The organism is Streptomyces anulatus (assembly GCF_014650675.1).
Taxonomy (GTDB): domain Bacteria; phylum Actinomycetota; class Actinomycetes; order Streptomycetales; family Streptomycetaceae; genus Streptomyces; species Streptomyces anulatus.
In genome coordinates this window covers 190,260-214,056 of sequence record NZ_BMVK01000009.1, presented here as the reverse complement: position 1 = coordinate 214,056, position 23,797 = coordinate 190,260, and the positions used below count along the sequence as shown (strand labels likewise).

General features: G+C 73.2%; 21 protein-coding genes. 12 read left to right on the top strand and 9 right to left on the bottom strand.

Translation table 11 applies throughout. The features are described 5' to 3' along the window. Window positions 1-209: 209 nt before the first annotated feature. The 4 genes from rhaI (at window position 210) to IE272_RS23080 (ending at window position 8,351) form a co-directional block, all read left to right on the top strand. Entirely contained in the window at window positions 210-1,370 is a 1,161-nt protein-coding gene (rhaI, locus tag IE272_RS23095; protein WP_190007780.1) for an L-rhamnose isomerase, read from the top strand. A 226-nt stretch (window positions 1,371-1,596) separates the two neighbouring features. After that, window positions 1,597-3,636 carry a bifunctional aldolase/short-chain dehydrogenase gene (locus tag IE272_RS23090; protein WP_190007778.1) on the top strand — a complete coding sequence of 680 codons (2,040 nt, stop codon included), beginning with the start codon at window positions 1,597-1,599 and terminating at the stop codon, window positions 3,634-3,636. After that, entirely contained in the window at window positions 3,633-5,108 is a 1,476-nt protein-coding gene (locus IE272_RS23085; protein ID WP_190007776.1) for a rhamnulokinase, read from the top strand. Before IE272_RS23090 ends, IE272_RS23085 begins: the two co-directional genes overlap by 4 nt. A 42-nt stretch (window positions 5,109-5,150) precedes the next feature. After that, window positions 5,151-8,351 (top strand): alpha-L-rhamnosidase, encoded by a 3,201-nt coding sequence (locus IE272_RS23080; protein WP_190007774.1) that lies wholly within the window; start codon window positions 5,151-5,153, stop codon window positions 8,349-8,351. Window positions 8,352-8,421: 70 nt separating this feature from the next. On the opposite strand, the gene IE272_RS23075 is transcribed toward IE272_RS23080, so the two are convergent. From IE272_RS23075 to IE272_RS23065, 3 genes are read right to left on the bottom strand one after another with little or no spacing between them, the layout of a single operon-like run. Beyond that, window positions 8,422-10,569, bottom strand: coding sequence for an iron ABC transporter permease (locus tag IE272_RS23075; protein ID WP_078961500.1), 2,148 nt, complete (start codon window positions 10,567-10,569; stop codon window positions 8,422-8,424). A gap of 2 nt (window positions 10,570-10,571) precedes the next feature. Continuing rightward, window positions 10,572-11,546 carry an ABC transporter substrate-binding protein gene (locus tag IE272_RS23070; protein ID WP_098891239.1) on the bottom strand — a complete coding sequence of 325 codons (975 nt, stop codon included), beginning with the start codon at window positions 11,544-11,546 and terminating at the stop codon, window positions 10,572-10,574. An 8-nt stretch (window positions 11,547-11,554) separates the two neighbouring features. Next, the gene (locus tag IE272_RS23065; protein WP_050363195.1) at window positions 11,555-12,355 is read right to left on the bottom strand and encodes an ABC transporter ATP-binding protein; all 801 of its coding nucleotides are present in this window, start codon (window positions 12,353-12,355) and stop codon (window positions 11,555-11,557) included. 526 nt (window positions 12,356-12,881) lie between these two features. On the opposite strand from IE272_RS23065, the gene IE272_RS23060 reads away from it, so the two are divergent. Beyond that, window positions 12,882-13,325: a subtilase-type protease inhibitor gene (locus tag IE272_RS23060; protein ID WP_190007772.1), complete on the top strand. Its 444-nt coding sequence runs from the start codon at window positions 12,882-12,884 to the stop codon at window positions 13,323-13,325. Window positions 13,326-13,552: 227 nt separating this feature from the next. On the opposite strand, the gene IE272_RS23055 is transcribed toward IE272_RS23060, so the two are convergent. The 5 genes from IE272_RS23055 to rpmG form a co-directional block, all read right to left on the bottom strand. Further along, entirely contained in the window at window positions 13,553-15,166 is a 1,614-nt protein-coding gene (locus IE272_RS23055) for an MFS transporter (RefSeq protein WP_056704768.1), read from the bottom strand. A gap of 76 nt (window positions 15,167-15,242) precedes the next feature. Continuing rightward, entirely contained in the window at window positions 15,243-15,491 is a 249-nt protein-coding gene (gene rpsR, locus IE272_RS23050; RefSeq protein ID WP_007449729.1) for a 30S ribosomal protein S18, read from the bottom strand. Between the two features lie 99 nt (window positions 15,492-15,590). Further along, window positions 15,591-16,745, bottom strand: coding sequence for a CobW family GTP-binding protein (locus IE272_RS23045; RefSeq protein WP_057667505.1), 1,155 nt, complete (start codon window positions 16,743-16,745; stop codon window positions 15,591-15,593). Then, entirely contained in the window at window positions 16,742-16,996 is a 255-nt protein-coding gene (locus tag IE272_RS23040) for a type B 50S ribosomal protein L31 (RefSeq protein ID WP_007449727.1), read from the bottom strand. Before IE272_RS23040 ends, IE272_RS23045 begins: the two co-directional genes overlap by 4 nt. 93 nt (window positions 16,997-17,089) lie before the next feature. Next, entirely contained in the window at window positions 17,090-17,254 is a 165-nt protein-coding gene (gene rpmG, locus IE272_RS23035; protein ID WP_003964410.1) for a 50S ribosomal protein L33, read from the bottom strand. Between the two features lie 71 nt (window positions 17,255-17,325). Between rpmG and rpmB the strand changes: the two genes are divergently transcribed. Next, entirely contained in the window at window positions 17,326-17,562 is a 237-nt protein-coding gene (rpmB, locus tag IE272_RS23030; RefSeq protein ID WP_050362772.1) for a 50S ribosomal protein L28, read from the top strand. Next, entirely contained in the window at window positions 17,562-17,867 is a 306-nt protein-coding gene (gene rpsN / locus IE272_RS23025; RefSeq protein WP_057667507.1) for a 30S ribosomal protein S14, read from the top strand. The genes rpmB and rpsN overlap by 1 nt, the downstream gene beginning before the upstream one ends. A gap of 70 nt (window positions 17,868-17,937) precedes the next feature. Here the strand turns inward: rpsN and IE272_RS23020 are convergent, their stop codons facing one another. Then, the gene (locus tag IE272_RS23020) at window positions 17,938-19,215 is read right to left on the bottom strand and encodes a hypothetical protein (RefSeq protein ID WP_190007770.1); all 1,278 of its coding nucleotides are present in this window, start codon (window positions 19,213-19,215) and stop codon (window positions 17,938-17,940) included. Window positions 19,216-19,406: 191 nt separating this feature from the next. Between IE272_RS23020 and IE272_RS23015 the strand changes: the two genes are divergently transcribed. The 5 genes from IE272_RS23015 to amiA all read left to right on the top strand — a co-directional run bounded on the left by IE272_RS23015 (window position 19,407) and on the right by amiA (window position 23,706). Continuing rightward, window positions 19,407-20,390, top strand: a complete 984-nt coding sequence (locus tag IE272_RS23015; protein WP_190007768.1) for an ABC transporter substrate-binding protein — start codon at window positions 19,407-19,409, stop codon at window positions 20,388-20,390. Beyond that, window positions 20,387-21,448, top strand: a complete 1,062-nt coding sequence (locus tag IE272_RS23010; protein WP_190007767.1) for a FecCD family ABC transporter permease — start codon at window positions 20,387-20,389, stop codon at window positions 21,446-21,448. Before IE272_RS23015 ends, IE272_RS23010 begins: the two co-directional genes overlap by 4 nt. Then, a complete protein-coding gene (locus IE272_RS23005; protein WP_190007765.1) occupies window positions 21,445-22,500 on the top strand; it encodes a FecCD family ABC transporter permease in 1,056 nt (351 codons plus the stop codon). Before IE272_RS23010 ends, IE272_RS23005 begins: the two co-directional genes overlap by 4 nt. A 91-nt stretch (window positions 22,501-22,591) precedes the next feature. Next, entirely contained in the window at window positions 22,592-23,497 is a 906-nt protein-coding gene (locus IE272_RS23000; RefSeq protein WP_078961501.1) for an ABC transporter ATP-binding protein, read from the top strand. 74 nt (window positions 23,498-23,571) lie between these two features. Continuing rightward, the gene (gene amiA / locus IE272_RS39150; RefSeq protein WP_007452728.1) at window positions 23,572-23,706 is read left to right on the top strand and encodes a streptamidine family RiPP; all 135 of its coding nucleotides are present in this window, start codon (window positions 23,572-23,574) and stop codon (window positions 23,704-23,706) included. Window positions 23,707-23,797 lie beyond the last annotated feature (91 nt).

The window sequence follows — 23,797 nt, the reverse complement described above, 5'->3', positions numbered from 1 at the left end:
TCAAATGAGTTGCCGGGACGTTAGGCAGGGGCCGTGGGGCGCGTCAATGGGGGCGAACGAGAATTATCAACTGCCCTGTGCATTCACCGGGTTCTGCCGGGTCCGCTGCGCCGGAAGGGTTGACAGCCCTCGGGGGTACTTCTACCTTCAAGCCGCGTGAATCGTTTCAGATTCATTCGCGTTCACACCGACGTCACAGGAGCGACGAAGTGACCGAGCCCGCCACGGTGAAGGCCGCCCTCACGTCCCAGTCCATCGAGACCCCCTCCTGGGCGTACGGGAACTCGGGGACCCGCTTCAAGGTCTTCGCCCGGCCCGGCGTGCCCCGCACCCCCCAGGAGAAGCTGGACGACGCGGCGAAGGTGCACGAGTTCACCGGAGCCGCACCCACCGTCGCCCTCCATATTCCCTGGGACACGGTGGACGACTACGCGGCGCTCGCCGCGCACGCCCGCGACCGGGGTCTCACCCTCGGGACCGTCAACGCCAACACCTTCCAGGACGACGACTTCCGCCTCGGCAGCGTCTGCCACCCGGACCCCGCCGTACGCCGCAAGGCGCTGGACCACCTCCTGGCGTGCGTCGACATCATGGACGCGACGGGTTCCCGGGACCTCAAGCTGTGGTTCGCGGACGGCACGAACTACCCGGGGCAGGACGACGTCCGCGAGCGCCAGGACCGGCTCGCCGAGGCGCTGGACGCCGTGTACGAACGGCTCGGCGACAACCAGCGGATGCTCCTGGAATACAAGCTGTTCGAGCCGGCCTTCTACACGACCGACGTCCCGGACTGGGGGACGGCCTACGCCCACTGCCTCAAGCTCGGGCCCCGGGCGCAGGTCGTCGTGGACACCGGGCACCACGCACCCGGCACCAACATCGAGTTCATCGTCGCGACGCTGCTGCGCGAAGGCCGGCTCGGGGCCTTCGACTTCAACTCCCGCTTCTACGCCGACGACGACCTGATGGTGGGCGCGGCCGACCCCTTCCAGCTCTTCCGCATCATGTACGAGGTCGTCCGCGGCGGCGGACTCACCGCGGACGTCGCCTTCATGCTCGACCAGTGCCACAACATCGAGGAGAAGATCCCCGCGATCATCCGCTCGGTGATGAACGTCCAGGAGGCCACGGCCAAGGCCCTCCTCGTGGACCGGGAGGCCCTGGCCGCCGCCCAGCGCACCGGCGACGTCCTGGAGGCCAACGCCGTGCTCATGGACGCCTACAACACCGACGTACGTCCCCTGCTCGCCGAGGTCCGCGAGGAACAGGGCCTCGACGGCGACCCGATGGCCGCCTACCGGCGCTCCGGCTGGGCGACGAAGACCGCCGAGGAGCGGATCGGCGGACAGCAGGCGGGCTGGGGGGCGTAGGACCGCCCCGCCCCTCAGAGCCCGCGCGCCTGCCCGCCCCCCAGAGCCCGCCCCCCCCCGAGCCCGCGCGCCCTCTGCCCGCCCCGCACAGCCTCCGCGCCCTCTGCCCGCCCCGCAGCCGCGCACCGGCCGCCTCTCCCGGCCACCGCACACCCGGCCCCGTCCGAACCGCCGCACTCCCGATCCGCCTCTTTGCCGCCCCTTCGCGAAGGACACCGAGGAATCCATGGCACTCCACCCCGAAGCCGCAGCACTCCTGGCCCGCTCCCACCGGCTCGGCTCCGACCCGCGCAACACGAACTACGCGGGCGGCAACGCCTCCGCCAAGGGCGCCCAGCCCGACCCGGTCACCGGCGACGACATCGAGCTGATGTGGGTCAAGGGCTCCGGCGGCGACCTCGGCACCCTCACCGCCGAAGGGCTCGCCGTGCTCCGCCTCGACCGGCTGCGCGCGCTGCGGAGCGTCTACGCGGGCGTGGAGCGCGAGGACGAGATGGTCGCCGCGTTCGACTACTGCCTGCACGGCAAGGGCGGCGCGGCCCCCTCCATCGACACCGCCATGCACGGGCTCGTCGACGCCCCGCACGTCGACCACCTGCACCCCGACTCCGGGATCGCGCTCGCCTGCGCCGCCGACGGGGAGAAGCTGACCGCCGAATGCTTCGGCGGGACGGTCGCCTGGGTTCCCTGGCGGCGCCCCGGGTTCCAGCTGGGCCTGGACATCGCCGCGGTCAAGGAGGCGAACCCGGAAGCAGTCGGCTGCGTCCTGGGCGGCCACGGCATCACCGCCTGGGGCGAGACGTCGCAGGAGTGCGAGGACAACGCGCTCCACATCATCCGCACCGCCGAGACCTTCCTGGCCGCGCGCGGCAGGCCCGAGCCGTTCGGACCGGTCCTCGACGGGTACGAGGCGCTGCCCCGGGCCGAGCGCCGCGCGCGGGCCGCCGCCCTCGCCCCGCACCTACGCGCCCTCGCCTCCCGGGACCGCCCGCAGGTCGGGCACTTCGACGACTCCGACGCGGTCCTGGACTTCCTCGCCCGCACCGAGCACCCGAGGCTCGCGGCCCTGGGCACCTCCTGCCCGGACCACTTCCTCCGGACGAAGGTCAGGCCGCTGGTCCTCGACCTGCCGCCGGCCGCCGGACCGGACCGCGCCGTCGAGCGCCTGGGCGAGCTGCATACCGACTACCGGGAGGAGTACGCCGCCTACTACGCCCGCCACGCGGAGCCCGGCTCGCCCCCGATGCGGGGCGCTGACCCGGCGATCGTGCTGATCCCCGGCGTGGGCATGTTCAGCTTCGGCAAGGACAAGCAGACCGCGCGCGTGGCGGGGGAGTTCTACCTCAACGCGATCAACGTGATGCGCGGCGCGGAAGCCGTCTCCTCCTACGCGCCGATCGAGGAGTCGGAGAAGTTCCGCATCGAGTACTGGGCCCTGGAGGAGGCCAAACTCCGGCGGATGCCGAAGCCGAAGCCGCTCGCCACCCGGATCGCCCTGGTGACCGGCGCCGGCAGCGGCATCGGCAGGGCCATCGCCCGCCGCCTCGTGGCGGAGGGAGCCTGCGTGGTCGTCGCGGACCTCGACACGGAGAGCGCGGCCGCCGTCGCCGAGGAACTGGGCGGCCCCGACAAGGCGGTGGCCGTCACCGTCGACGTCACCAGCGAGCAGCAGGTCGCCGGGGCCTTCGAGGCGGCTGTGCTCGCCTTCGGCGGCGTCGACCTGGTGGTCAACAACGCGGGCATCTCCATCTCCAAGCCGCTCGCGGAGACCACGGTCCGGGACTGGGACCTCCAGCACGCCATCATGGCCCGGGGCTCCTTCCTTGTCTCCCGCGAGGCCGCACGCGTCATGCGCGCCCAGGGCATCGGCGGCGACCTCGTCTACATCGCCTCGAAGAACGCCGTCTTCGCCGGCCCCAACAACATCGCCTACTCCGCCGCCAAGGCCGACCAGGCCCACCAAGTGCGTTTGCTCGCCGCCGAACTGGGTGAGGACGGCATCCGGGTCAACGGCGTCAACCCGGACGGAGTCGTACGCGGCTCCGGCATCTTCGCCGGGGGGTGGGGGGCGCAGCGCGCCGCGACGTACGGGATCGAGGAGGAGAAGCTCGGCGAGTTCTACGCCCGGCGCACCCTCCTCAAGCGCGAAGTGCTGCCCGAACACGTCGCGAACGCCGTCTTCGCCCTCACCGGCGGCGACCTCACCCACACCACCGGCCTCCACATCCCCGTCGACGCCGGGGTCGCCGGGGCCTTCCTGCGATGAGCGCCCGCCCGCAGATCCTCGCCGCGGCCGACCTGGGAGCCTCCAGCGGCCGGGTCATGGTCGGCCGCGTCGGCCCCGACACCCTGGACCTCACCGAGGTCCACCGCTTCCCCAACCGGCCCGTGCACCTCCCGGAGGGCCTGCGCTGGGACGTCCTCGGCCTCCACCGGGGGGTGCTCGACGGGCTGCGCGCGGCCGGCCCGGTCGACTCCCTGGGCATCGACAGCTGGGCGGTGGACTACGGGCTGCTCGACGCCGGCGGGTCCCTCCTCGGCAACCCCGTCCACTACCGCGACCGCCGCACCGAAGGAGTCCCGGAGCAGGTGTGGGCCACGGTCCCGCCCGAGGACCTCTACCGGGCGACCGGCATCCAGCACGCCCCCTTCAACACGCTCTACCAACTCGCGGCCGCCCGCGACACCCCCCAACTCGCCGCCGCGGAGCGGCTCCTGCTGATCCCGGACCTGATCTCGTACTGGCTCACGGGGGAGCAGGGCACCGAGCTCACCAACGCCTCCACCACGCAGCTCATCGACCCGCGCACCGGTGACTGGAACCGGGACCTGGCCGGCCGCCTCGGCATCGACCTCGGGCTCTTCGCCCCGCTGCGCCGCCCCGGCGACCCCGCCGGGGCGACGCTGCCCCTGGTCCAGGAGCTGACCGGACAGCCCGGCCCCGTACCGGTGACGACGGTCGGCTCGCACGACACCGCCTCCGCCGTCGCCGCCGTCCCGGCCCGGCGGGGGGAGCGGTTCGCCTACCTCTGCACCGGAACCTGGTCCCTGGCCGGGCTCGAACTCGACGCCCCCGTCACCACCGGGGCGAGCCGCGCCGCGAACTTCACCAACGAACTGGGCGTCGACGGCACCGTCCGCTTCCTGCGCAACATCATGGGCCTGTGGCTCCTCCAGGAGTGCATGCGCGCCTGGGGCCGGAAGGACATCGACCCCCTGCTCGCCGAGGCCGCCCGCACGCCCGCCCTGCGGTACGTGGTGGACGCCGCCGCACCCGAGTTCCTGGCCCCCGGCGACATGCCCGGACGCATCACGGACGCCTGCCGGGCCGCCGGGCAGCCGGAGCCCCGCACCCCGGGGGAGACCACGCGCTGCATCCTCGACTCGCTGGCCCTCGCCCACCGGCGCGCGATCCACGAGGCGCGGCGCCTGGCCGACCGCGCGGTCGACGTCGTGCACATCGTCGGCGGCGGGGCTCGCAACGCCCTGCTCTGCCAACTGACCGCCGACGCCTGCGGACTGCCGGTCGTGGCAGGCCCGGCGGAGGCCGCCGCGTTCGGCAGCGTCCTCGTCCAGGCGCGGGCCCGCGGACTGCCCGGCGACCTCGCCGCAACCCGTGAACTCCTCGCCCGCACCCAGCCCCTGACCCGCTACGAACCGACCGGCGATCCGTCGGCCTGGGACGCGGCGGCACGGCGGATCGAGGGGGCGGACCGCCCCCTCACCGCCTCCCCCTGACGCACCCCCCCACCCCATCCCCTCGCAGCATCGGAGCCGAGTGTGATCAGCAGACGACGACTGCTCAGCACGTCCGCCACCGTCCTGGGAACCACCCTCATCGCCGGAGCCGTACCCCCCGCGCAGGCCGCCGGACGGGGAGGCGGCGGGGCCGCGTCCCTCCGGGTGGGCGGCTCGACCGCCGAGTACGTGCGGCGCCCGCTCGGCATCGGCAGCGCCCGCCCGCGCCTCGGCTGGCCGCTGTCCGCCACCGCGCCCGGACGCAGCCAGAGCGCCTACCAGATACGCGTCGCCCTCAGCGAACGCGCCCTGGAACACCCCGACGTCTGGGACAGCGGCAAGGTCGACTCCCCGGATTCGGCCCAGGTGACCTACGGCGGACCGGAGTTGCGCTCCCGTACCCGCTACCACTGGACCGTGCGCGTCTGGGACGACGAGGGCCACGTCTCCGCCTGGTCCGAGCCCGCGTGGTGGGAGACCGGCCTCAACGAGGCGTCGGACTGGTCGGCGCGCTGGATCGGCGCCCCAGCCTCCCTCGTCGGCGCGCCCGCCCTCGGCGCGGCGTCCTGGATCTGGTTCCCGGAGGGTGATCCGGCGACCGGCGCTCCGGCCGCGACCCGCTGGTTCCGGGGCGTGTTCGAGGTACCCGAGGGGGTGACCCGGGCCCGGCTCGTGCTCACCGCCGACGACGGATACGTCGCCCATCTGGACGGCGCCGAGATCGCGCGGGCCGAGGCGGACCAGGCCGCCGAGACCTGGAGGCGCCCCTCGCTCACCGACGTCACGGCGCGGCTCACGCCCGGCCGCCATGTGCTCGCCGTCGCCGCGACCAACGATGTGCCCGGCCCCGCCGGGCTGCTCGGGGCCCTGGAACTCACCACCGCCGACGGCGTGCGCACCATCGCCACCGACGGCGATTGGAAGGCCGCCGACGCCGAACCCGCAGGCGAGTGGCGGGCGTTGGACTACGACGACGGAGCCTGGCCGGCCGCGAAGGTCCTCGCCCCGTGGGGGTCGGGCCCCTGGGGGAAGGTCGCTCCCGCCTACGCCCCCGTCGCCCAGCTGCGCCACGAGTTCCGGCTGCGGCGCAAGCCCGTCGAGCGGGCCCGGCTGTACTCCACGGCCCTCGGCCTGTACGAGGCCCACCTCAACGGCAAGCGCGTCGGCACGGACCGCCTCGCACCCGGCTGGACCGACTACGCCAAGCGGATCCAGTACCGGACCCATGACGTCACCGAACTGCTCACCTCCGGGGACAACACCCTGGGCGTGGAGCTGGCGACCGGCTGGTACGCGGGCAACGTCGGCATGTTCGGCCCGCACCAGTACGGCGAACACCCGGCCTTCCTCGGTCAGTTGGAGGTCACCTACCGGGACGGCACGACCGAGTGGGTGCTGTCCGGCACCGACTGGCGTGCCGCCACCGGGCCCATCACCCTGGCCGACCTCCTCACCGGCGAGAACTACGACGCCCGCCGCGAGACCGAGGGCTGGCTGCGCCCCGGCTTCGACGACGCGGCCTGGGAACGGGCCGTGCCCACGGCGGAGAAGGTCACCGCCGAGCTGGTGGCGGAGCCCGACGGACCCTGCCGGGTGATCCAGCAGCTCACGGCACGGAAGATCACCGAACCCCGGCCCGGCGTCTTCGTCTTCGACCTCGGCCAGAACATGGTCGGCACCGCCCGGCTGCGCGTCACCGGCCGGGCCGGCACCACCGTGCGACTGCGCCACGCGGAGGTGCTCAACCCCGACGGCACCGTCTACACCGCCAACCTCCGCTCCGCCGCCGCGACCGACCACTACACCCTCAAGGGCGGCGGCCGGGAGACCTACGAGCCCCGCTTCACCTTCCACGGCTTCCGCTACGTCGAAGTGACCGGCTACCCCGGCAGGCCGCCGCTCGACGCCGTCGTCGGGCAGGTGATCCACACCGACGCCCCCCTCACCATGGAGTTCGAGACCGACGTCCCCCTGCTCAACCAGCTCCACAGCAACATCACCTGGGGCCTGCGCGGCAACTTCCTCTCCATCCCCACCGACACCCCCGCCCGCGACGAACGCCTGGGCTGGACCGGCGACATCAACGTCTTCGCGCCCACCGCCGCGTACACGATGGAGTCCGCCCGCTTCCTCGGGAAATGGCTGAGCGACCTCCAGGACGACCAGACCGCCGACGGCGCGTTCACGGACGTCGCGCCGCACGTCGAGGGACTCGGAGCGGGCTCGGCCGGCTGGGGCGACGCGGGCGTCACCGTCCCCTGGGCGCTCCACCAGGCCTACGGCGACACCCGGGTACTGGAGCGGGCCTGGCCCTCGATGCTGAAGTGGCTCGACTACCTGGACGCGCACAGCAGCGGCCGGCTGCGGCCCGCCACCGGGTACGGCGACTGGCTCAACATCGCCGACGACACCCCCAAGGACGTCATCGCCACCGCCTACTACGCCCACAGCGCCGACCTCGTGGCCCGCACCGCCCAGGTCCTGGGCAAGGACCCGGCCCCGTACACCGCACTGTTCGCGGAGATCCGCGAGGCCTTCCGCGCCGCCTACGTCACCGACGGCGGCCGGGTGAAGGGCGACACCCAGACCGCCTACGTCCTCGCGCTCTCCATGGACCTCCTGAGCACCGCGGAACGCGTGACCGCGGCCGACCGCCTCGTCGCCCTCGTCGAGGCGAAGGACTGGCACCTCTCCACGGGCTTCCTCGGCACCCCGCGCCTGCTCCCCGTCCTCACCGACACCGGGCACACGGACGTGGCGTACCGCCTGCTGCTCCAGCGGACCTTCCCGAGCTGGGGCTACCAGATCGACCGCGGGGCCACGACCATGTGGGAGCGCTGGGACTCCATCAAGCCGGACGGGAGCTTCCAGGACGCCGGGATGAACTCCTTCAACCACTATGCGTACGGCTCCGTGGGGGAGTGGATGTACGCCCACATCACCGGCATCGCCCCCGCCGAGCCAGGCTTCCGCAAGGTCACCGTGCGGCCCCGCCCCGGCGGCGGCATCACCCGCGCCCGGGGCCGGTTCGCCTCCCTCCACGGCCCCGTCACCACCGACTGGAAGACGGAGAAGGGCCGCTTCCGACTGACCGTGACCCTGCCCGTGAACACCACCGCCGACGTGTGGATCCGGGCCGGCCGGGCCGAGGACGTCACCCACACCGGAGCCCGCTTCCTGCGGATGGAGGACGGCTGCGCGGTCTTCGCCGTCGGTTCCGGGCACCACCGCTTCGAGGCCTGACCCTCCGGGGGAAACGCCGGAGCCGCGCGGTCGTCGACCGCGCGGCTCCGGAACCGGGGCAGCTCCCCCCTCACCCCTCGCGGCGCGACCGCCAGAGCAGCCAGATGAAGTACGGGGCGCCGATCACGGCCGTCAGCAGCCCGACCGGGATCTGTGCCGGAGCGATGATCGCCCGGCCGACCAGGTCGGACACGACCACCAGCAGCGCGCCGAGCAGCGCGCTCACCGGGATGACCCGCACGTGACTCCGGCCCACCAGGGCGCGTGCCGCGTGCGGGGCGACGAGGCCGACGAATCCGATCACGCCGACCGCCGCCACGGCTCCGGCCGTCAGGAGGACGGCCAGGCTCAGCAGGGCCAGCCGGGTGGCGCCGATCCGCACGCCGAGCAGGGCGGGCGTCTCGTCGTCCAGCCCGATCAGGTCCAGTTCGCGGCGCATCAGCGCGAGGAGGGGCAGCGCGACGACCAGGCCCACCAGTACCGGGATCAGCTCCGGGAACGTCCGCCCGTACGTCGAACCGCCCAGCCAGGCCAGCGCCTTGGTCTCGTTGTGCGGGTCGGTGAGCACGATCAGCAGACTCACGAACGCGCCCGCACCGGCCTGGACGCCGATGCCGATCAGCACCAGGCGGTTCTGCTCCAGCCCGCGGCGTGCGGCCAGACCGAACACCAGCGCCGCGGCGGCCGTCGCACCGGCCAGCGCGGAGCCGCCGATCAGCCAGAAGCTCGCCAGCGGTACGACGGTGAGGACGGCGACCGCCCCGACCCCCGCCCCGCTGACCACGCCGAGGACGCCCGGCTCCGCCAGCGGGTTGCGCGACACCGCCTGGACGACGGCTCCCGCGACGGCCAGCGCCGCACCGGCCAGCAGAGCCGCGGCGACCCGGGGGACGCGCGTGTCGAGGACGTAACCGACGAACTGCCCCGCGCGGCCGGTGAGCCAGTTGCCCACATCGCCCAGGAGCAGCGTCGCGTCGCCGAAGAGCGTCGCCGCCACCACCGCGCCGAGGAGGCCCACGACCGTCGCCACCAGCGTGAGGACGAACGCCCGCCGGCTGCGCAGCCGGGCGAACGCCGTCGAGCCGCTGTCCGTGCCCATGTCGCGCGAACGGTAGGCGAGGACGATCAGGACGAGCGCGCCGAAGCAGGTCGTGACGATGCCGGTGGGCACCTCGGCCCCCGCCTGGGCGCCGAACACCGCGCGCAGAGCGACGTCCGCGCCGAGCACCACCAACACACCCGCGAGCGCCGACGCGGGGATGAACGCGTGGTGCCGGACCAGGCCCGGGATCCACGTGCTGAGCAGGCGGACCACGGCGGGCGCGCACAGGCCGACGAAGCCGACCGGCCCCGCGACCGCCACGGACACCGCTGCCAGCAGCACCGCGAGGATGACGGCGATGCTGCGGGTCAGCCGGGGGCTCACGCCCACGACCGCGGCGCCGTCGTCGCCGAGGGCGAGGATGTCCAGCCGCCTGCCGAGCAGCATCAGTCCGGCGAACGCCAGGAGCGCGACCGGGGTGAGCCGGTCGATGGACTGCATGCCGATCTGGGCGAGCGAGCCGTTGCCCCAGGCGAACAGCCCGGTCGTCTGCTGGGAGCGCAGGAGCAGCAGCATCCCGCTCAGCCCGGACAGGGCGAGGGTGAGCGCCGAACCCGCCAGCACCAGCCGGATCGGTCCGGCTCCCGCCCGGGAGAGGCCGAGGACGACGCCCGCCGCCAGCAGCCCGCCGAGGAACGCCGTGGCCCCCGCCGGCAGCGCGGGCAGCGTGATGCCGAACGCGGCGACGGCGACCACCGCGAGGTACGCGCCCGCGTTCACGGCGAGCGTGTCGGGGGAGGCCAGCATGTTGCGCGACACCGACTGGAGGGCCGCGCCCGCCGCGCCGAGCGCGCAGCCGACGAGGAGCCCCGCGGCGAGCCGGGGCAGCCGGGAGTCCAGGACCACGGCGGCCGTCTGCTCGTCGGCGCTCCGGTCGGAGGCGGCCCCGGTCGCCAACTGCCAGAGCGTGTGCAGGTCCACGGCGGCGGTGCCCTGGCCCACGTGCACGATCGCGAGTGCGGCCAGGGCGACGAGCCCCGCGAGCGCGAGGAGGAACATCCGGCCGCGACGGGCCGGCGGGCCGGCCGTCACCGGGGACGTGGCCCCGGCCGGACCGGCCGCGCCCGCCCCCGTCTTCACGGGGGCGGGCGGGGCGGTTGTGGTGCGTGTGCTCATCGTCAGGCGGTCAGTGCGCCGACGAGGGCGTCGATGTACTCGCGCATCGACGCGGTGCCGCCGAACATCCAGATGCCGTCGGGCAGCCGGTGGACCTCGTCGTTCTTGACGAACGGGAGGGACTTCCACACCGCGTTGTCCTTGAGGCCGTCGGCGAACGGGTCGCCGCCGTCGGAGTCGTTGGCGATGTACGCGAACTGGGCGTCGCCGATCTTCGTGAGGCCCTCGACATCGGTCGCCGCCAGGCCGTAGGCCGCGTCGCCCTTCAGCTTCCACGGGTCGACGAGGCCGAGTTCGGTGTTCACGTCGGAGAGCAGCGAGCCCTTGGCGTACGGGCGCACCGAGACCTGGTTGCCCTCCTGCCAGCCGTCGGCGAAGGCGACCTTCTCGCCGTCGAGACCGGCGTCCGCGAGCTTCTTCTTCCCGTCGGCGACCGCCTTGCGGAAGGAGTCGACCTCGGACTCGGCCTTGTCCTCGTTGCCGGTGGCCTTGCCGATGAGCTCGACGGTGTCGACCATCTGGTCGATCTGCCGGCTCGCGTCGGCCGAACGCACCACGGCGACCGGGGCGGCCTTGGACAGCTGCGCGATGGCGGAGTCGGTCAGGTCGGTGGTGGCGATGATGAGGTCGGGCTTGAGACCGGCGACGGTGGCGACGCTGGGCTCGCCCCGGGTGCCTATGTCCTTGACGCCCTTGGTGAGCGGCGCGGCCGTGTTGTACGCGGTGTAGCCCTTGACGTCGGCCACGCCGACCGGCTGGACGCCGAGGGTCACGAGCGACTCGACGACGTTCCACTCGGTGCCGACGACGCGCTTGGCCGGCCCGTCGAGCGTGATCTTCTTGCCGCGGGAGTCGGTGATCGTCACCGCGCTGTCCCCGGCGGACTCCTTCTTCGGCGCCTCGGTGGTGCCGCAGGCCGTGAGGGCGAGCGCGGCCGCGGCGGCGAGGGCGGACCACGTCAGGTGCTGGTTCTTCATGAGGGTGTTCAGGGCCTTTCGGAACGAAGGTGGTGGCGGCCGACCGCACGGGTGCGCGGGATGCCGGTGGAGGAGTCGGGTTCGACGTCGATGCGGATGCCGTACGCGTCGCTGAGCCGCTCGGGGGCGTACACCTCCGCGGGCGTGCCCGCGGCGACGATCCGCCCGGACGAGAGGAGGACGACCTGGTCGGCCACGGCGGCGGCCTGGTCCAGGTCGTGCAGCACGACCCCGACGGTGACGCCGTGGGTGTCGGCGAGATCGCGGACGAGGTCGAGGATCTCGACCTGGTAGCGCAGGTCGAGATAGGTGGTCGGCTCGTCGAGGAGGAGGACGTCGGTGTCCTGGGCCAGGCAGCAGGCGAACCAGACGCGTTGCAACTGCCCACCGGACAGGCTCTCCACCCCGCGGTCGGCGAACTCGGCGAGGTTCGTGACGCTCAGCGCGTGCTCGACCATCCGGGCGCCGTCCGGATCGGTTCCCCGGAGCCGGCCCCGGTAGGGATGCCGGCCGAATCCGACCACGTCGCGCACGCTGAGGCCGGCCGGCGCGTTCCGGCTCTGCGCGAGCAGGGTGACTCGGCGGGCGAAGTCGGAGCGAGACAGGGCGAGGGCGTCGACGGGCTCGGCGTCCTCGGCGCCGGCCGCCACGGTCACGCTGCCGGTGCGGGCCTTGTGCAGCCGGGCCACGGCCCGCAACAGGGTCGACTTCCCACTGCCGTTCGGCCCGATGAGCGCGGTGACGCGACCGCGCGGCAGCCGGAGGTCGGCGCCGTGCACGACGTCGGTACGGTCGTACGCGATCGTCATGTCGCGGGCGTCGAGGCCGGCGTCGGGTTCGGGGGCCGCCAAGGGCACGGCGGTGGCACCGGCAGCGGGCGCGGAGCGCCGACGCGGCGGTGGCTTTTCTCGGTCGAGGGCAGGAACGATCACGACCGTGAGGTTAGCCTAACCTAAATTGCCCTGGTCAAGCGGGATCCGGAATCGTGTCCTCCATGTGACCCTCGGGTGGTTCGCCGCTCGGTCGCGGTCGGCGCCGGAGGGGTGGCCGGGGGGTGCGAGCGTTCCGTGCGGCGGCGCTTTCCGGTCGAAGCGACGGTTTGGCGCATCGAGGGGTCCCCGTATATTCGCAGGTCAGGCGGTAGTTTCGCGTTGAACCGCCGAGGTTCGTCCATATGCTGGACGGCCCGCGCGAGGCGCCTGAGCTGCCCGAATGACCATTCGGTCGGCTCGAACGCCCGTCTGCGGCCGGAAGCTGGCCGTCGATGTGCGCTCACTTTCCGCATGCGTAAGACTCCTGACCGCAATCAGGCATACGACCAAGGAGTCTTCACTCATGCGACGCAACTCTCACGCGATCTTCGCAACCATCACGGCGAGCACCCTTCTGTTCGGCGGTTTCGCGACCGCCACCGCCCAGGCCGCACCGGCGAAGGCGGAGAGCCTCTACGCGCCTTCCGCGCTTGTTCTCACCGTGGCCCGCGGCGAGGACCCGCTGACCGCCACCGTCGAGCGGGCCGTGACGCTCACGTGCGCCCCCACCGCCGAGGGGACACACCCCGATCCCGCTGCGGCCTGCAAGGAACTGGCCGAGGTCCGGGGGAAGTTCTCCGAACTGACCGCCGGCCCGTCGAACCGCACCTGTACCCGCCAGTGGGACCCGGTCGTGGTGACCGCCCACGGCGTCTGGCAGGGCAAGCAGGTCCAGTTCAGCACCACGTACGGCAACGCCTGCGAGATGGCGGGCAGCATGAACGACAACGCCGTCTTCGCCTTCTGATCCACCGGGGCGTGCCGACGCCGGGGTGACGGAGTACGACACCGTCCCGCCCGACCGCGTCCGGCGACCCGCCCCGCCCGGCGTGCCCCGCACACGCCACCCGTCCGGACGATCGGGAGCCATGCGGTCGCCCCGGCCGTTTCCGCCGCGGCCGACAGCGACCCGCCCCGGTCGGTTCGTCACCGGACCTGCCCGATTCCGAGCCTGCCCGCAGGTGTTCCTCCCCGCTAGCCGGAGGAGTTCCCGGTCACCCGGGTCCCGGGATGGCGCAGAGAGATCAGGAAAGCGACGGCCAGGGCGATGGCCATCCCGTAGAACACCCACTGGTTCGCCTCGGCGAAGTCCATCCGGATCGCCGACATCGAGTCCCTCACGGTCTCGGCCACCGGTCCCGAGCCCGAAGGTCCCCGGGAGTCCGCCTGGCCGGTCACCGACTGCGCGATGGACTCGGCGGCATCGTGCGACGCGCCCTCCGGAACACCCTTGGCCCGCAGGGTCTCGTCCACCTTGGTGATCGTCGTATGGGTCAGCACGGTGCCGTAGACGGCCAGCCCGATGCTGGCCGCGAAGTTGCGCACGGTCTGGGTGATGCCCGTGACCTCGCCGTACGAGGCGTCGATCGCCCGGTTCACCGCGTCCGTCGATGCGGGGGCCAGCAGCAGTCCGATACCCGCGCCCGCCATCGCCGCGTACAGCCACTGGTCGTGCATGGACAGCGTCGTCAACTTCCCCGCCCACAGCGCGAACCCGACCGCACCGAGCGCGGTGCCGAGCTTCATCGCGGGACGGGCGCCGCGCTTGTCGAGGATCCGGCCGCCCCACTGGGAGGCGAGACCGAAACCGATGAAGAAGTACAGGAGATACAGCGCCGCCTGGTTCGGCGACGCGCTCAGCGATACCTGCGCGTACACGGAGGCGAAGAAGAACACCGGGACGAACGCCATCATGGCGAAGAACAGCACGGCGTTGTCGATGCGGAACGCCAGGTCGCGGAAGACCCGCAGGTTGATCAACGGGGAGCGCGTCCGCAGCTCGAACCGGCAGAAGGCCGCCAGCACCAGCAGCCCGCCCGCGATGCACGCCCAGGTGGCGACGCTGTCCCAGCCCCAGACCGAGGCCTGTTGGAGACCCAGCACCGTCAGCCCCATGCCGAGGGCGACCAGCACCGCTCCGGGCAGGTCCAGCGGTTCGCGGCGGGTCCGGTCCGGGATGCGGGCCAGCAGGGTCAGCACGACGGCGATGACGGCGATCGGGACGTTGACCCAGAAGATCGCCCGCCAGGTCCACGCGGTGAGCCAGCCGCCGAGCAGCGGCCCGATCGCGGTGAGCGCCCCGGACACCCCGAAGAACAGGGCCAGGGCACGTCCGCGCCGCTCCACCGGGAACACGGCGATCACCACGGCGAGTGCGGCGGGGAACATCAGGGCCGCACCGATGCCCTGGACGGCGCGGAAGCCGATCAGCCAGGCCTGGGCGAAGTCGCCGGAGGGCACCGCACCGCACAGCGCGGAGGCGATGACGAAGACCAGGGTGCCGATCAGCATCACCCGGCGGTGCCCGAACAGGTCGGACAACCGCCCGCCCAGGGCGAAGAAGGCGGCCAGCGTCAGCAGATAGGCGTTGACGACCCACTGCATCTGCGACGAGGTGAGCCCGAGTTCGTCGATGATGTCCGGGGCGGCGATCGCCACGATGGTCTGGTCGATGAACGTCATCGACACGGCGAACAGCATCGCGGCGAGAGCGAGACCCTGGTTCGGCGGGCCGCCCCGTCGACCCGCTGTTCCCGGATCCGACGGCCTCGGACCCGGGGCGTCCTTCTCGGGGATGTCACTGCCCATGCGTCCATGGTCGCCGGGCTGCGGCCGTGCTGCATCCCGAGCCTCGGGGCGCGCCCCGAGGCGGGGACATCGAGCCCTACTTGCCCGCCGCGGATCCGGAGTACGGCAGCAGCGCCATCTCACGGGCGTTCTTGATGGCCGCGGCCACCTGGCGCTGCTGCTGGGCGCTGATCCGGGTGACCCGCCGGCTGCGGATCTTCCCCCGGTCGGAGATGAACCGCCGCAGCAGATCGGTGTCCTTGTAGTCGATGTACGTGATCCTGGCGGCGTCCAGGGGGTTCGGCCGGTTCTTCAGAGGCTTGCGGGGGTCCTGCTGACGTGTCATGAGGATTCCTCGTGGTCGACGTGCGGAAAGTGCCGGGCATGCGGCAGACGGCTACGGGCCGGGGGCCGGGGGTCGGGGATTCGGATGGAACGGAGCCGGTCAGTGGACCGGGTCGAGGAGAGCGTCGAAGGCGGCGGGCAGGCTCTTCCACGTCTCCCGGCCGGAGCCGTACTCCTCGTCCGTGAGCAGGCAGGAGTCCAGCAGGCCGGTCAGGCCGTCGCGGTCGAGGCCGGGGGAGACGAAGACCAGGTGCTGGCAGCAGTCGCCGTGCTCCGGATGCCAGTCCAGCGCGGCGGCCGCCCGCCGGTAGGGCGGCACCATGGACCACGCGGCGTCCGGGAGGGAGGCGAGCCAGGGGCCGGTGTTCTCCACGCAGAGCGCGCCGCCCGCCGCATCCCAGGAGAGCAGGGTGTCGGGCCGGTCCGCGAGCCAGAACCGTCCCCGGCTGCGGGCCGCCGCGCAGCTCAGGTCCTCCAGCGCGTCGAGCAGGCGCTCGGGGTGGAAGGGCCGGTGCCGCCGCCAGACGAGCGTGCCCACTCCGGCCTCGTCCGCCTCCTGGGGAAGGAGCGCGCAGGCCGGGTGCTGGCCCGCGTCCGCCGCCTCCACGTCGAATCCCGCGAAGGCGAGCCGGGCCAACTCGGCCGAACCGGAGGCGGCCTGGCGGGCCGTCGGGTTCAGCTGCCGGATCAGCGCGCGGTCCTCGTCGTCGGCCGCCGGGCTCGGCGCCATGGCCAGGACGGGCGCGTACTCCACCTGCCGGGCCCACGTGTCGCCGATGGTCCGCCGGTCGGCCGGGGCCGCCGCGAGTCCGGCCTCGGCCAGATCGTCGCCGTTGGAGAGGCAGGGCAGGACGAGCGTCGGGTCGACCGCCGCGAACACGTTGGTGACCTCGGCGGCGGTGGTGTGCGCGGCGATCACCTCGGCCATGGACTTCGGCTCGACGGAGTCCCAGAGCTCCAGGACGGCGAGGCGGGTCCGCCCGTCCCCGGCGAGACGTTCGAGTTCGGGGACGAGATCCTCGCGCAGCGCGCAGCAGGCGCATGCGTTCACCAGCGGCGTTTCGCCGGAAGCCAGCTGGCCGCCGGCGTCGCGCAGGGACCGGCGGACCGTCCCGCCGGTGGCCGTCGACAGGTCGTGGTGCAGCGCGACGCTGTGCGGGACGTCCCGCAGCAGCCCTTCCACGACTTCGCGGCGTGCCTCGGAGTGCAGGCCGCAGACGATGACGACGGGCAGTTTCGTGCGGTGCCCGCTCACCGGGCCTCACCGCGTCCGTAGCGGCGTTCGAAGCGTTCGACGCGTCCGGCGGTGTCCAGGACGCGGGCGGTGCCGGTGTAGAAGGGGTGGCTCGCGGAGGAGATCTCCACGTCGACCACCGGGTAGGTGTTGCCGTCCTCCCATGCGACGGTGCGGTCGCTGGTCAAGGTCGAACGGGTCAGGAACGCGAAGTCGGCGGCCTTGTCGCGGAAGACGACGGGGCCGTAGGAGGGGTGGATTCCGGGCTTCATGACGGTGTCCTGGGGGTTGGGCCCCAGCGGGGCGCAGGGGGCGGGGCCGGCGATGCCGGCGGAAGGCGAGGGAGGGGCGCGGACGGGCGGGCCTCAGCGCTCCTCGCGGAAGTCGACATGGCGACGGGCGACCGGGTCGTACTTGCGCAGCACCATCCGGTCGGGATCGTTCCGCCGGTTCTTGCGGGTGACGTAGGTGTAGCCGGTCCCCGCGGTGGAGCGGAGCTTGATGACCGGGCGTACTTCGTTGCGAGCCATGGGCGCTACCATATGGCAATGGTTTCCATTTTCAATAATGGATGCGTCGAACGAGAGGCAGGTAACTCTTCATGTCCGCCCACTGCCAACTGACCGGCTCGAAGCCGGGATTCGGCAACAACATCTCCCACTCGCACCGCCGGACGTCCCGCCGGTTCGACCCGAATGTCCAGCGCAAGCGGTACTGGCTGCCCGGCGAGGGCCGCTCTGTGCGCCTCACGCTGAGCGCTCGGGCGATCAAGACCGTCGACAGCATCGGCATCGAGGCCGCGGTCGCGCGCATCCGTGCGCGGGGAGGAAAGGTCTGATGGCGAAGAAGAGCAAGATCGCGCGGAACGACCGGCGCCGGGCGACCGTCGACCGCTACGCCGCCCGCAGGGCCGAGCTGAAGGAGATCATCCGCCGGCCCGGCACTTCTGAGCGCGAACGCGCCTCGGCCGTCGAGGAGTTGCGGCGTCAGCCGCGCGATGCCAGTGCCACACGGGTGCGCAACCGGGACAGCGTCGACGGCAGGCCCCGGGGGTATCTGCGCAGGTTCGGACTCTCCCGGGTCCGGATGCGTGAGCAGGCCCACGCGGGATTCCTTCCGGGAGTGACCAAGTCCTCCTGGTGAAGGCGGGCTGAGCGCCCAGGGGCGGGTGGTGGTGCGGCGGCCGTGCCGCGCCACCACCCGCGACGCGTCTCTAGCGGCCGACCGGGTCGGCGTGCGCCCCGTCCCCGGGGGTGAAGAGGGCCAGGTGGCCGCCGTCGTCCAGGGGTGTCGGAACGGTCAGCGTCGTGAGCAGGTCCGCCCGGTCCGCGTCGAAGACGTGGACCTCGCCGTGTCCTCCCCGGCTGACCGCCACCAGGCCCCCGCCGGGGGAGGCGGCGACGGCCCGCCGCTGCACACCGTCCCAGGGGGTCCCGCCGGGCCGGGGCGCACCGGACATGGCGGGCAGAGGCAGGCGCGCGCCGACCGCCGGTCGGGATCCGGCCGCCGGGGGCGCGGTGAGCAGGACGAGTTCGTCACCGTCCGGGTGGACGCGGGTGTACGCGATGTGGCGGGCGGTCACCGCGAGCCGGAACACCAGTCCGGGGCCCAGGTCCAGCCGGCCCGTGACGCCGGTGTCGAGGTGGTGCCACCAGGCGTCGTTGGACCAGTCCGGCCACTGCCCGGGGTCGCCCGGTCCGCCGCGCACGCAGGACCAGAGCATCCGCCGCACGGGGTCGAGCCGGAGGTAGTAACCGCGCCCGCCGGAGCGCCCGTCGGCGGACCAGGCCAGGGGGGCTTCGGGGGTGAGGCCGTCCCCCTCCCGGCGTGCGCGATGCACGCCCGAGCCCGCGGCGGCGAACACCCGGCCGGTGAGCGGGTCGTGGGCGTCGCCGTGTCCGTCGTCGTCCGGCAGGGCGATCCGCCGGACCGGGGTCGCCGGAGGGCATGCGGGGGCCGAGCGCATCAGGTCGCGGTGCCGGTGGACCAGCAGCTCGCCCGGCTCCCGGTGGCGCAGCACCACGAGGGGGGACGGCCCACCGAGGACCGTGACCCCCGGTTCGCCCGTCCGCCCGCGTACGCGTACGGCGACGGCGCCGTCCGGTGCGTCGAGGTCGACGGCCGTCAGGAGCCCGGTCCAGGCCTCCTCGTTCCTGCCGAGGCCGGTGGTCACCGCCAGGTGTCGCCCTGCCGGGTCCGCCGCCAGGTGTTCGGCGGGGACCGCGACCGGTATCCGCCGCCGGATCAGCGGCCGGCCGGCGTCGGGGCCGTACGGGTCGAGGAGCAGCAGCTCGCCCGCCCGGTCGTCCACGCAGGCGGCCAGATCACCCGGCAGGGCGAGGAAGCCGGCGTGCTCGGCGAGGTGCCGGTGGTTCAGCTCCGCGCGCTCCGTGCCGTCCGGGAGGTCCAACAGGCTGATCCGACCGGCGACATGGTCGGAGACCAGCAGGCGCGGCGGTGCGTGGGGTGGGGTCTGCGGGGACTGCGGCATGGCGAACTCCTGCGGTCGGCGGGGGCGTAGAGGCGGCGGGGGCCAGTGGGGTTCGGGCGAGGACCCCGCTCACTTTATTGGAAATGATAATCATGTGTAAGGTTTCGGTTTGTGGCGGGGATCGCTCCCGGGGCTCCGCCGCCGTCTCTGCCGCATCCCCGGGACCGCACAGGAACGTTGAGGGACCGTCGATGCCACGAACCGCGCTGAGAGTCCGCCGCTGGGCCGCGATCGCCGTACTGGGAGGCCTGCTGGCCGGCTGCGGAACAGGGGAGGCCGACACCGGAGGACCGGCCGCCGCTCCGGGGAGTGCCGACGCCCGTACGGGCACGGACGTGCGGCCCATCGAGGCCGCCACCCGGATCACCGACGCAAAGGGCGTCACCGTCTCCCTGCCGAAGCCGCCGGAGAAGATCGTCTGCCTGGTCGCCCTCTGCGACGACATCCTCGTCGAGCTGGGCATGACCCCCACCGCCACCAACTCCCAGGTGTTGGCGCACCCGAAGTTCCTGGGCGAGAAGAAGGCGGCGGAGATACCGGTCGTGCCCGGCGGCTTCCTCAGCCCCGAGGTCGAGGCGATCCTGTCCCACCGGCCCGACCTGGTGATCGGCCTGGAGGACACGCACGGCAAGCTGGCCCCCGCGCTGAAGGGCGCCACGACCTTCTGGCCGGTCCAGCCCGGATCCTGGCAGGACAGCGTCGGCTACCTGCGGGACCTGGCCGCGCTCACCGGCCGCACCGAACAGGGCGAGAAGGCGGAGAAGACCTTCCGCACCCGCCTGGCACAGGCGGAGAAGAGGAAGAGCGACAAGACCGCGCTCATCGTCTACGGCAGCGACGAGAACTTCGGCGTGGCCACCCCGGAGACCGATGTGGCGGCCGGGCTGTTCCCGAAGTTCTCCCACTACCCCTGGAAGAGCCGGGGCGTCGACGGCAGCTACAGCCTGGAGGAGATCCTTGCCCGGGACGTCGACGTCCTGTTCGTGGAGACCCTGTCGTTCGGCGCCCCGGACGGCAAGCTCTCCGACAAGCTGGCCGAGAACCCGCTCTGGTCACGGATCCCGGCCGTGAAGAACGGCAAGGTCATCGAGGTCGACTCCGAGGTGTGGGCCAAGGGGCGCGGCACCCGGTCCCTGGGCGTCGTCCTCGACGAGGCGACGGCCGCACTGCGGTGAGGCGCCCGCCCGTGGCACCGCTCTGCCTGGGCGCGGCGGCCCTGGCGAGCGCGGTCTGCGCGCTCAGCCTCGGCACGCCGTACGTCCCGCCCGCCAGGCTCCCGGCCACGCTGGGGGCCGACGGGCTCGCGGGGCTCGTCGTCACCGAACTGCGGCTGCCCCGCCTGGTGCTGGCGTTGATCGCCGGGGCCTGCCTGGGCGCGGCGGGCCTCGTCCTCCAGGAAGCCCTGCGCAACCCGCTGGCCGTGCCCGAGATGCTGGGGGTCTCCTCCGGCGCCGCCCTGGGCGTCGCCGCGCCCCTGGTCCTGGCCCTGACCGTCCCTCTCGGACTGCAGCCGTTCCTGGCCCTGGCCGGGGCGGCGCTCGGCGGTCTGCTGACCCTGGTCGCTGCCGGATTCGGACGGAGCCCCTCGGCCGTCCTGCTGACCGGAGCCGCCGTCGCCGCCGCGCTCCAGGCGGGCCTGCTGGTGCTCATGGTGATGGCCGACCAGCTCGACCTCCAGCTCATCTACCGCTACCTGCTGGGCAGTCTGTCCGCCCGCACCTGGGACGACGTCACCGGCCTGCTGCCCTGGCTCGCCGTGGCCGTCCCGGCGCTGGTGCTGTGCGTACCGGTGCTCGGTGTGCTGCGTCTCGGCGACGACGACGCCCGTGCGCTGGGCGTACGGGTCGAACGCGCGCGAGTGGCCGCGCTGGGCATCGCCGTCGTCCTCATCGCCCCCGTCGTCGCGGTCTGCGGGCCGGTGGCCTGGGTCGGCTTCCTCGCCCCCCATCTGGCCCGCCGCCTCCGCCCGGACGGCGGCGCGGCCGGGTGGCTCGTCCGGTCCGCCGTGTGCGGCGCGATCGTCGTGCTGTGCGCCGATCAGCCGGCCCGGCTGGCGCTCGCCCCGGTCGAGACGCCCGTCGGCGCCTGGACCGCCCTGGTCGGGGTGCCGGTCGGGGTCGTGCTGCTGAAGCGGGGAAGACGGCCCGCCCGGAACCGGGGGCCGCTGGCCCCGCCCGTACCGGGGACGCCGCCGGATCTGCCCGCCCCCGTCCTGCGGAAGGCGGAACGATGACACTCATCGAGACCGTGCCCGGACCGGCCCGTCGGGCCCTGCGTGCGCCGGGCGTCCGGATGGCCTGCCTGGCGCTGCTCGTCGCCGCGGTGGCCTGCGCCGATCTGTTCGCCGGGCGGGGCGTCACCCCCGAAGGCGTACGGGAGGTGCTGCTCGGCGGCGGCGACCCCACCGCCGAGCACATCGTGCTCCAACTCCGTTTGCCCCGGCTGCTGGTGGCGCTGGTCGCCGGGGCCTGCCTCGGGGTGGCCGGGCTGGTGCTCCAGTCGGCCCTGCGCAACCCGCTGGCCGGACCCGAGGTCACCGGCGTCACCCCCGGTGCGGTGCTCGGCGCCGTCGCCGCGACCGGCCTCGGCCTCGCGGGCTGGGAATCCCCCACGGCGGTGGTCGTGGCGGCCTGCCTCGGCGGCTTCGCCGGAGCGGGCCTGCTGTGGCTGCTCGCCGGGCGGGAGGCGGGCGACCCGGAACAGACGGCCGTCTACGGGGTCCTCGTCTCGGCGGTGCTCGCCGGGCTCACCGCGGTCGTCCTTCTGGTGGCCCCCGGCGAACTGGGCAGCGTCGTCCAGTGGTTGATCGGTTCCACCGAGGGCCGGGTGTGGCAGCACTGGAATCTGCTCTGGCCGTGGGCCGCCTTCTGGGGCGCGGCGGCCTGGCTGCTCGCCGGGCCGCTGACCCTGTTGCGCTGCGGCGACGAACAGGCCTCTGCCGCGGGCCTGGCCACCGGCCGGGGCCGGGGTGCGGCGCTCGTCTGCGCCGTGGCACTGACGGCCGGCGCCGTGTCGGCCGTGGGCGCGCTCGGCTTCGTGGGGCTGCTGGTGCCCCATCTGGCGCTGGCCGTCTTCGGGGCCGACCTGCGCATCACCCTTCCGGGTGCCGCGCTGCTCGGCGCGACGGTGGTGTGCGGGGCGGACGCCGCCGCCCAACTGCTGTCCCGACTGCTGGCCACCGCGCTCGAAGCGGACCGGCTGACCCTCCCGGTCGGCGCCCTGACCACCTTCGTGGGGGCGGGGCTGCTGATGGCCGTGGCACGGCGACGGGCGGACGAGCGATGACGGAGAGCGGTACGTGGACGGGACACGCCGACGTCGGCGATGCCGTCGACTCCGTCGACGGAAGTGGAGGACAACGGATGAGGAGGGTGGCATGGCGGAAGGCCTGACCGGACGAGTGAAGCCGAGCCCGGCTGAGGCGGCCGGGCCGGAAGCGGAACCGGGCGCGAGGCCCGGACCGGAGGTCGTCCGGGCGGAGGGGCTGGCCTTCGGCTACCCCGGACGCATGGTCCTGCGCGGCGTCGACCTGAGCGTCCGCGCCGGCGAACTGGTCGCCCTGATCGGGCTGAACGGCTGTGGCAAGAGCACCTTCCTCAAACTCGCCGCCGGACTGCTCACCCCGAGCGGCGGGCGCGTTCTGCTCGACGGCGACGACGTGACGCGGCTGCCCCGCCGCACCGCCGCCCGGCGCGTCGCCCTGCTCCATCAGTCGGCGCCCACCGTGCCAGGGCTGACCGTGCGTCAACTCGTGCGACAGGGGCGCTATGCCGCCCGGGGGCCGCTCGGGATGCTGCGGGAGGGCGACGACGAGGTGACGTCCCGGGCGCTCGCGGACGTCGGCGTCGCCGCCTGGGCCGACCGGCCCGTGGACGCGCTGTCCGGAGGCGAACGCCAGCGGGTCCGGCTGGCCATGGCGCTGGCCCAGGACGCCCGCGTGCTCTTCCTCGACGAGCCGACCACCTATCTCGATCTGCGGCACCAGCTGGAAGTGCTCCAGACGGTGGTACGGCTGCGCGCCGAACGCCGTCTGACGGTCGTGATGGTGCTGCACGACCTCAACCACGCCGCTCGGTTCGCCGATCGGATCGTCGCGCTGCGCGAGGGCCGCGTCGCCGCCGACGGGCCTCCGGCCGAGGTGGTCACCCGGCGTCTGCTGGCCGAAGTCCTGGGCGTGGAGGGCCGGGTGGGGATCGACAGCGAGGGCGGCTGGCCCGTCTGTTACCCAGATCACCCTCTCGATCCGCTCCAGCTATTGCGGAATGAAAATCATATTCATTAGTGTCTGTGCTGCGGCACGCACCAACGCCGCGACCGAAACACCCATCCGATCCGACCGAATGGAGACGTCAACTCATGGAGAACAACAAGGTGTTCAGCCCGATCGCCGATCAGGGTCAGCTCGCCCACCTCTCCGCCACCCACTCGAACGCCCTCGTCGAGAACCCCTTCGACGACGCGGTCGAGGCCGACACCGCGGCCGAGAAGTAAGCGACGCCTGCCGCTGACGGCAGGTTCCCCGCGCAGCGCGGGGGCGGGCCCGCCCGGTGACATCCCGGGCGGGCCCGCCCCGTTCAGCCCC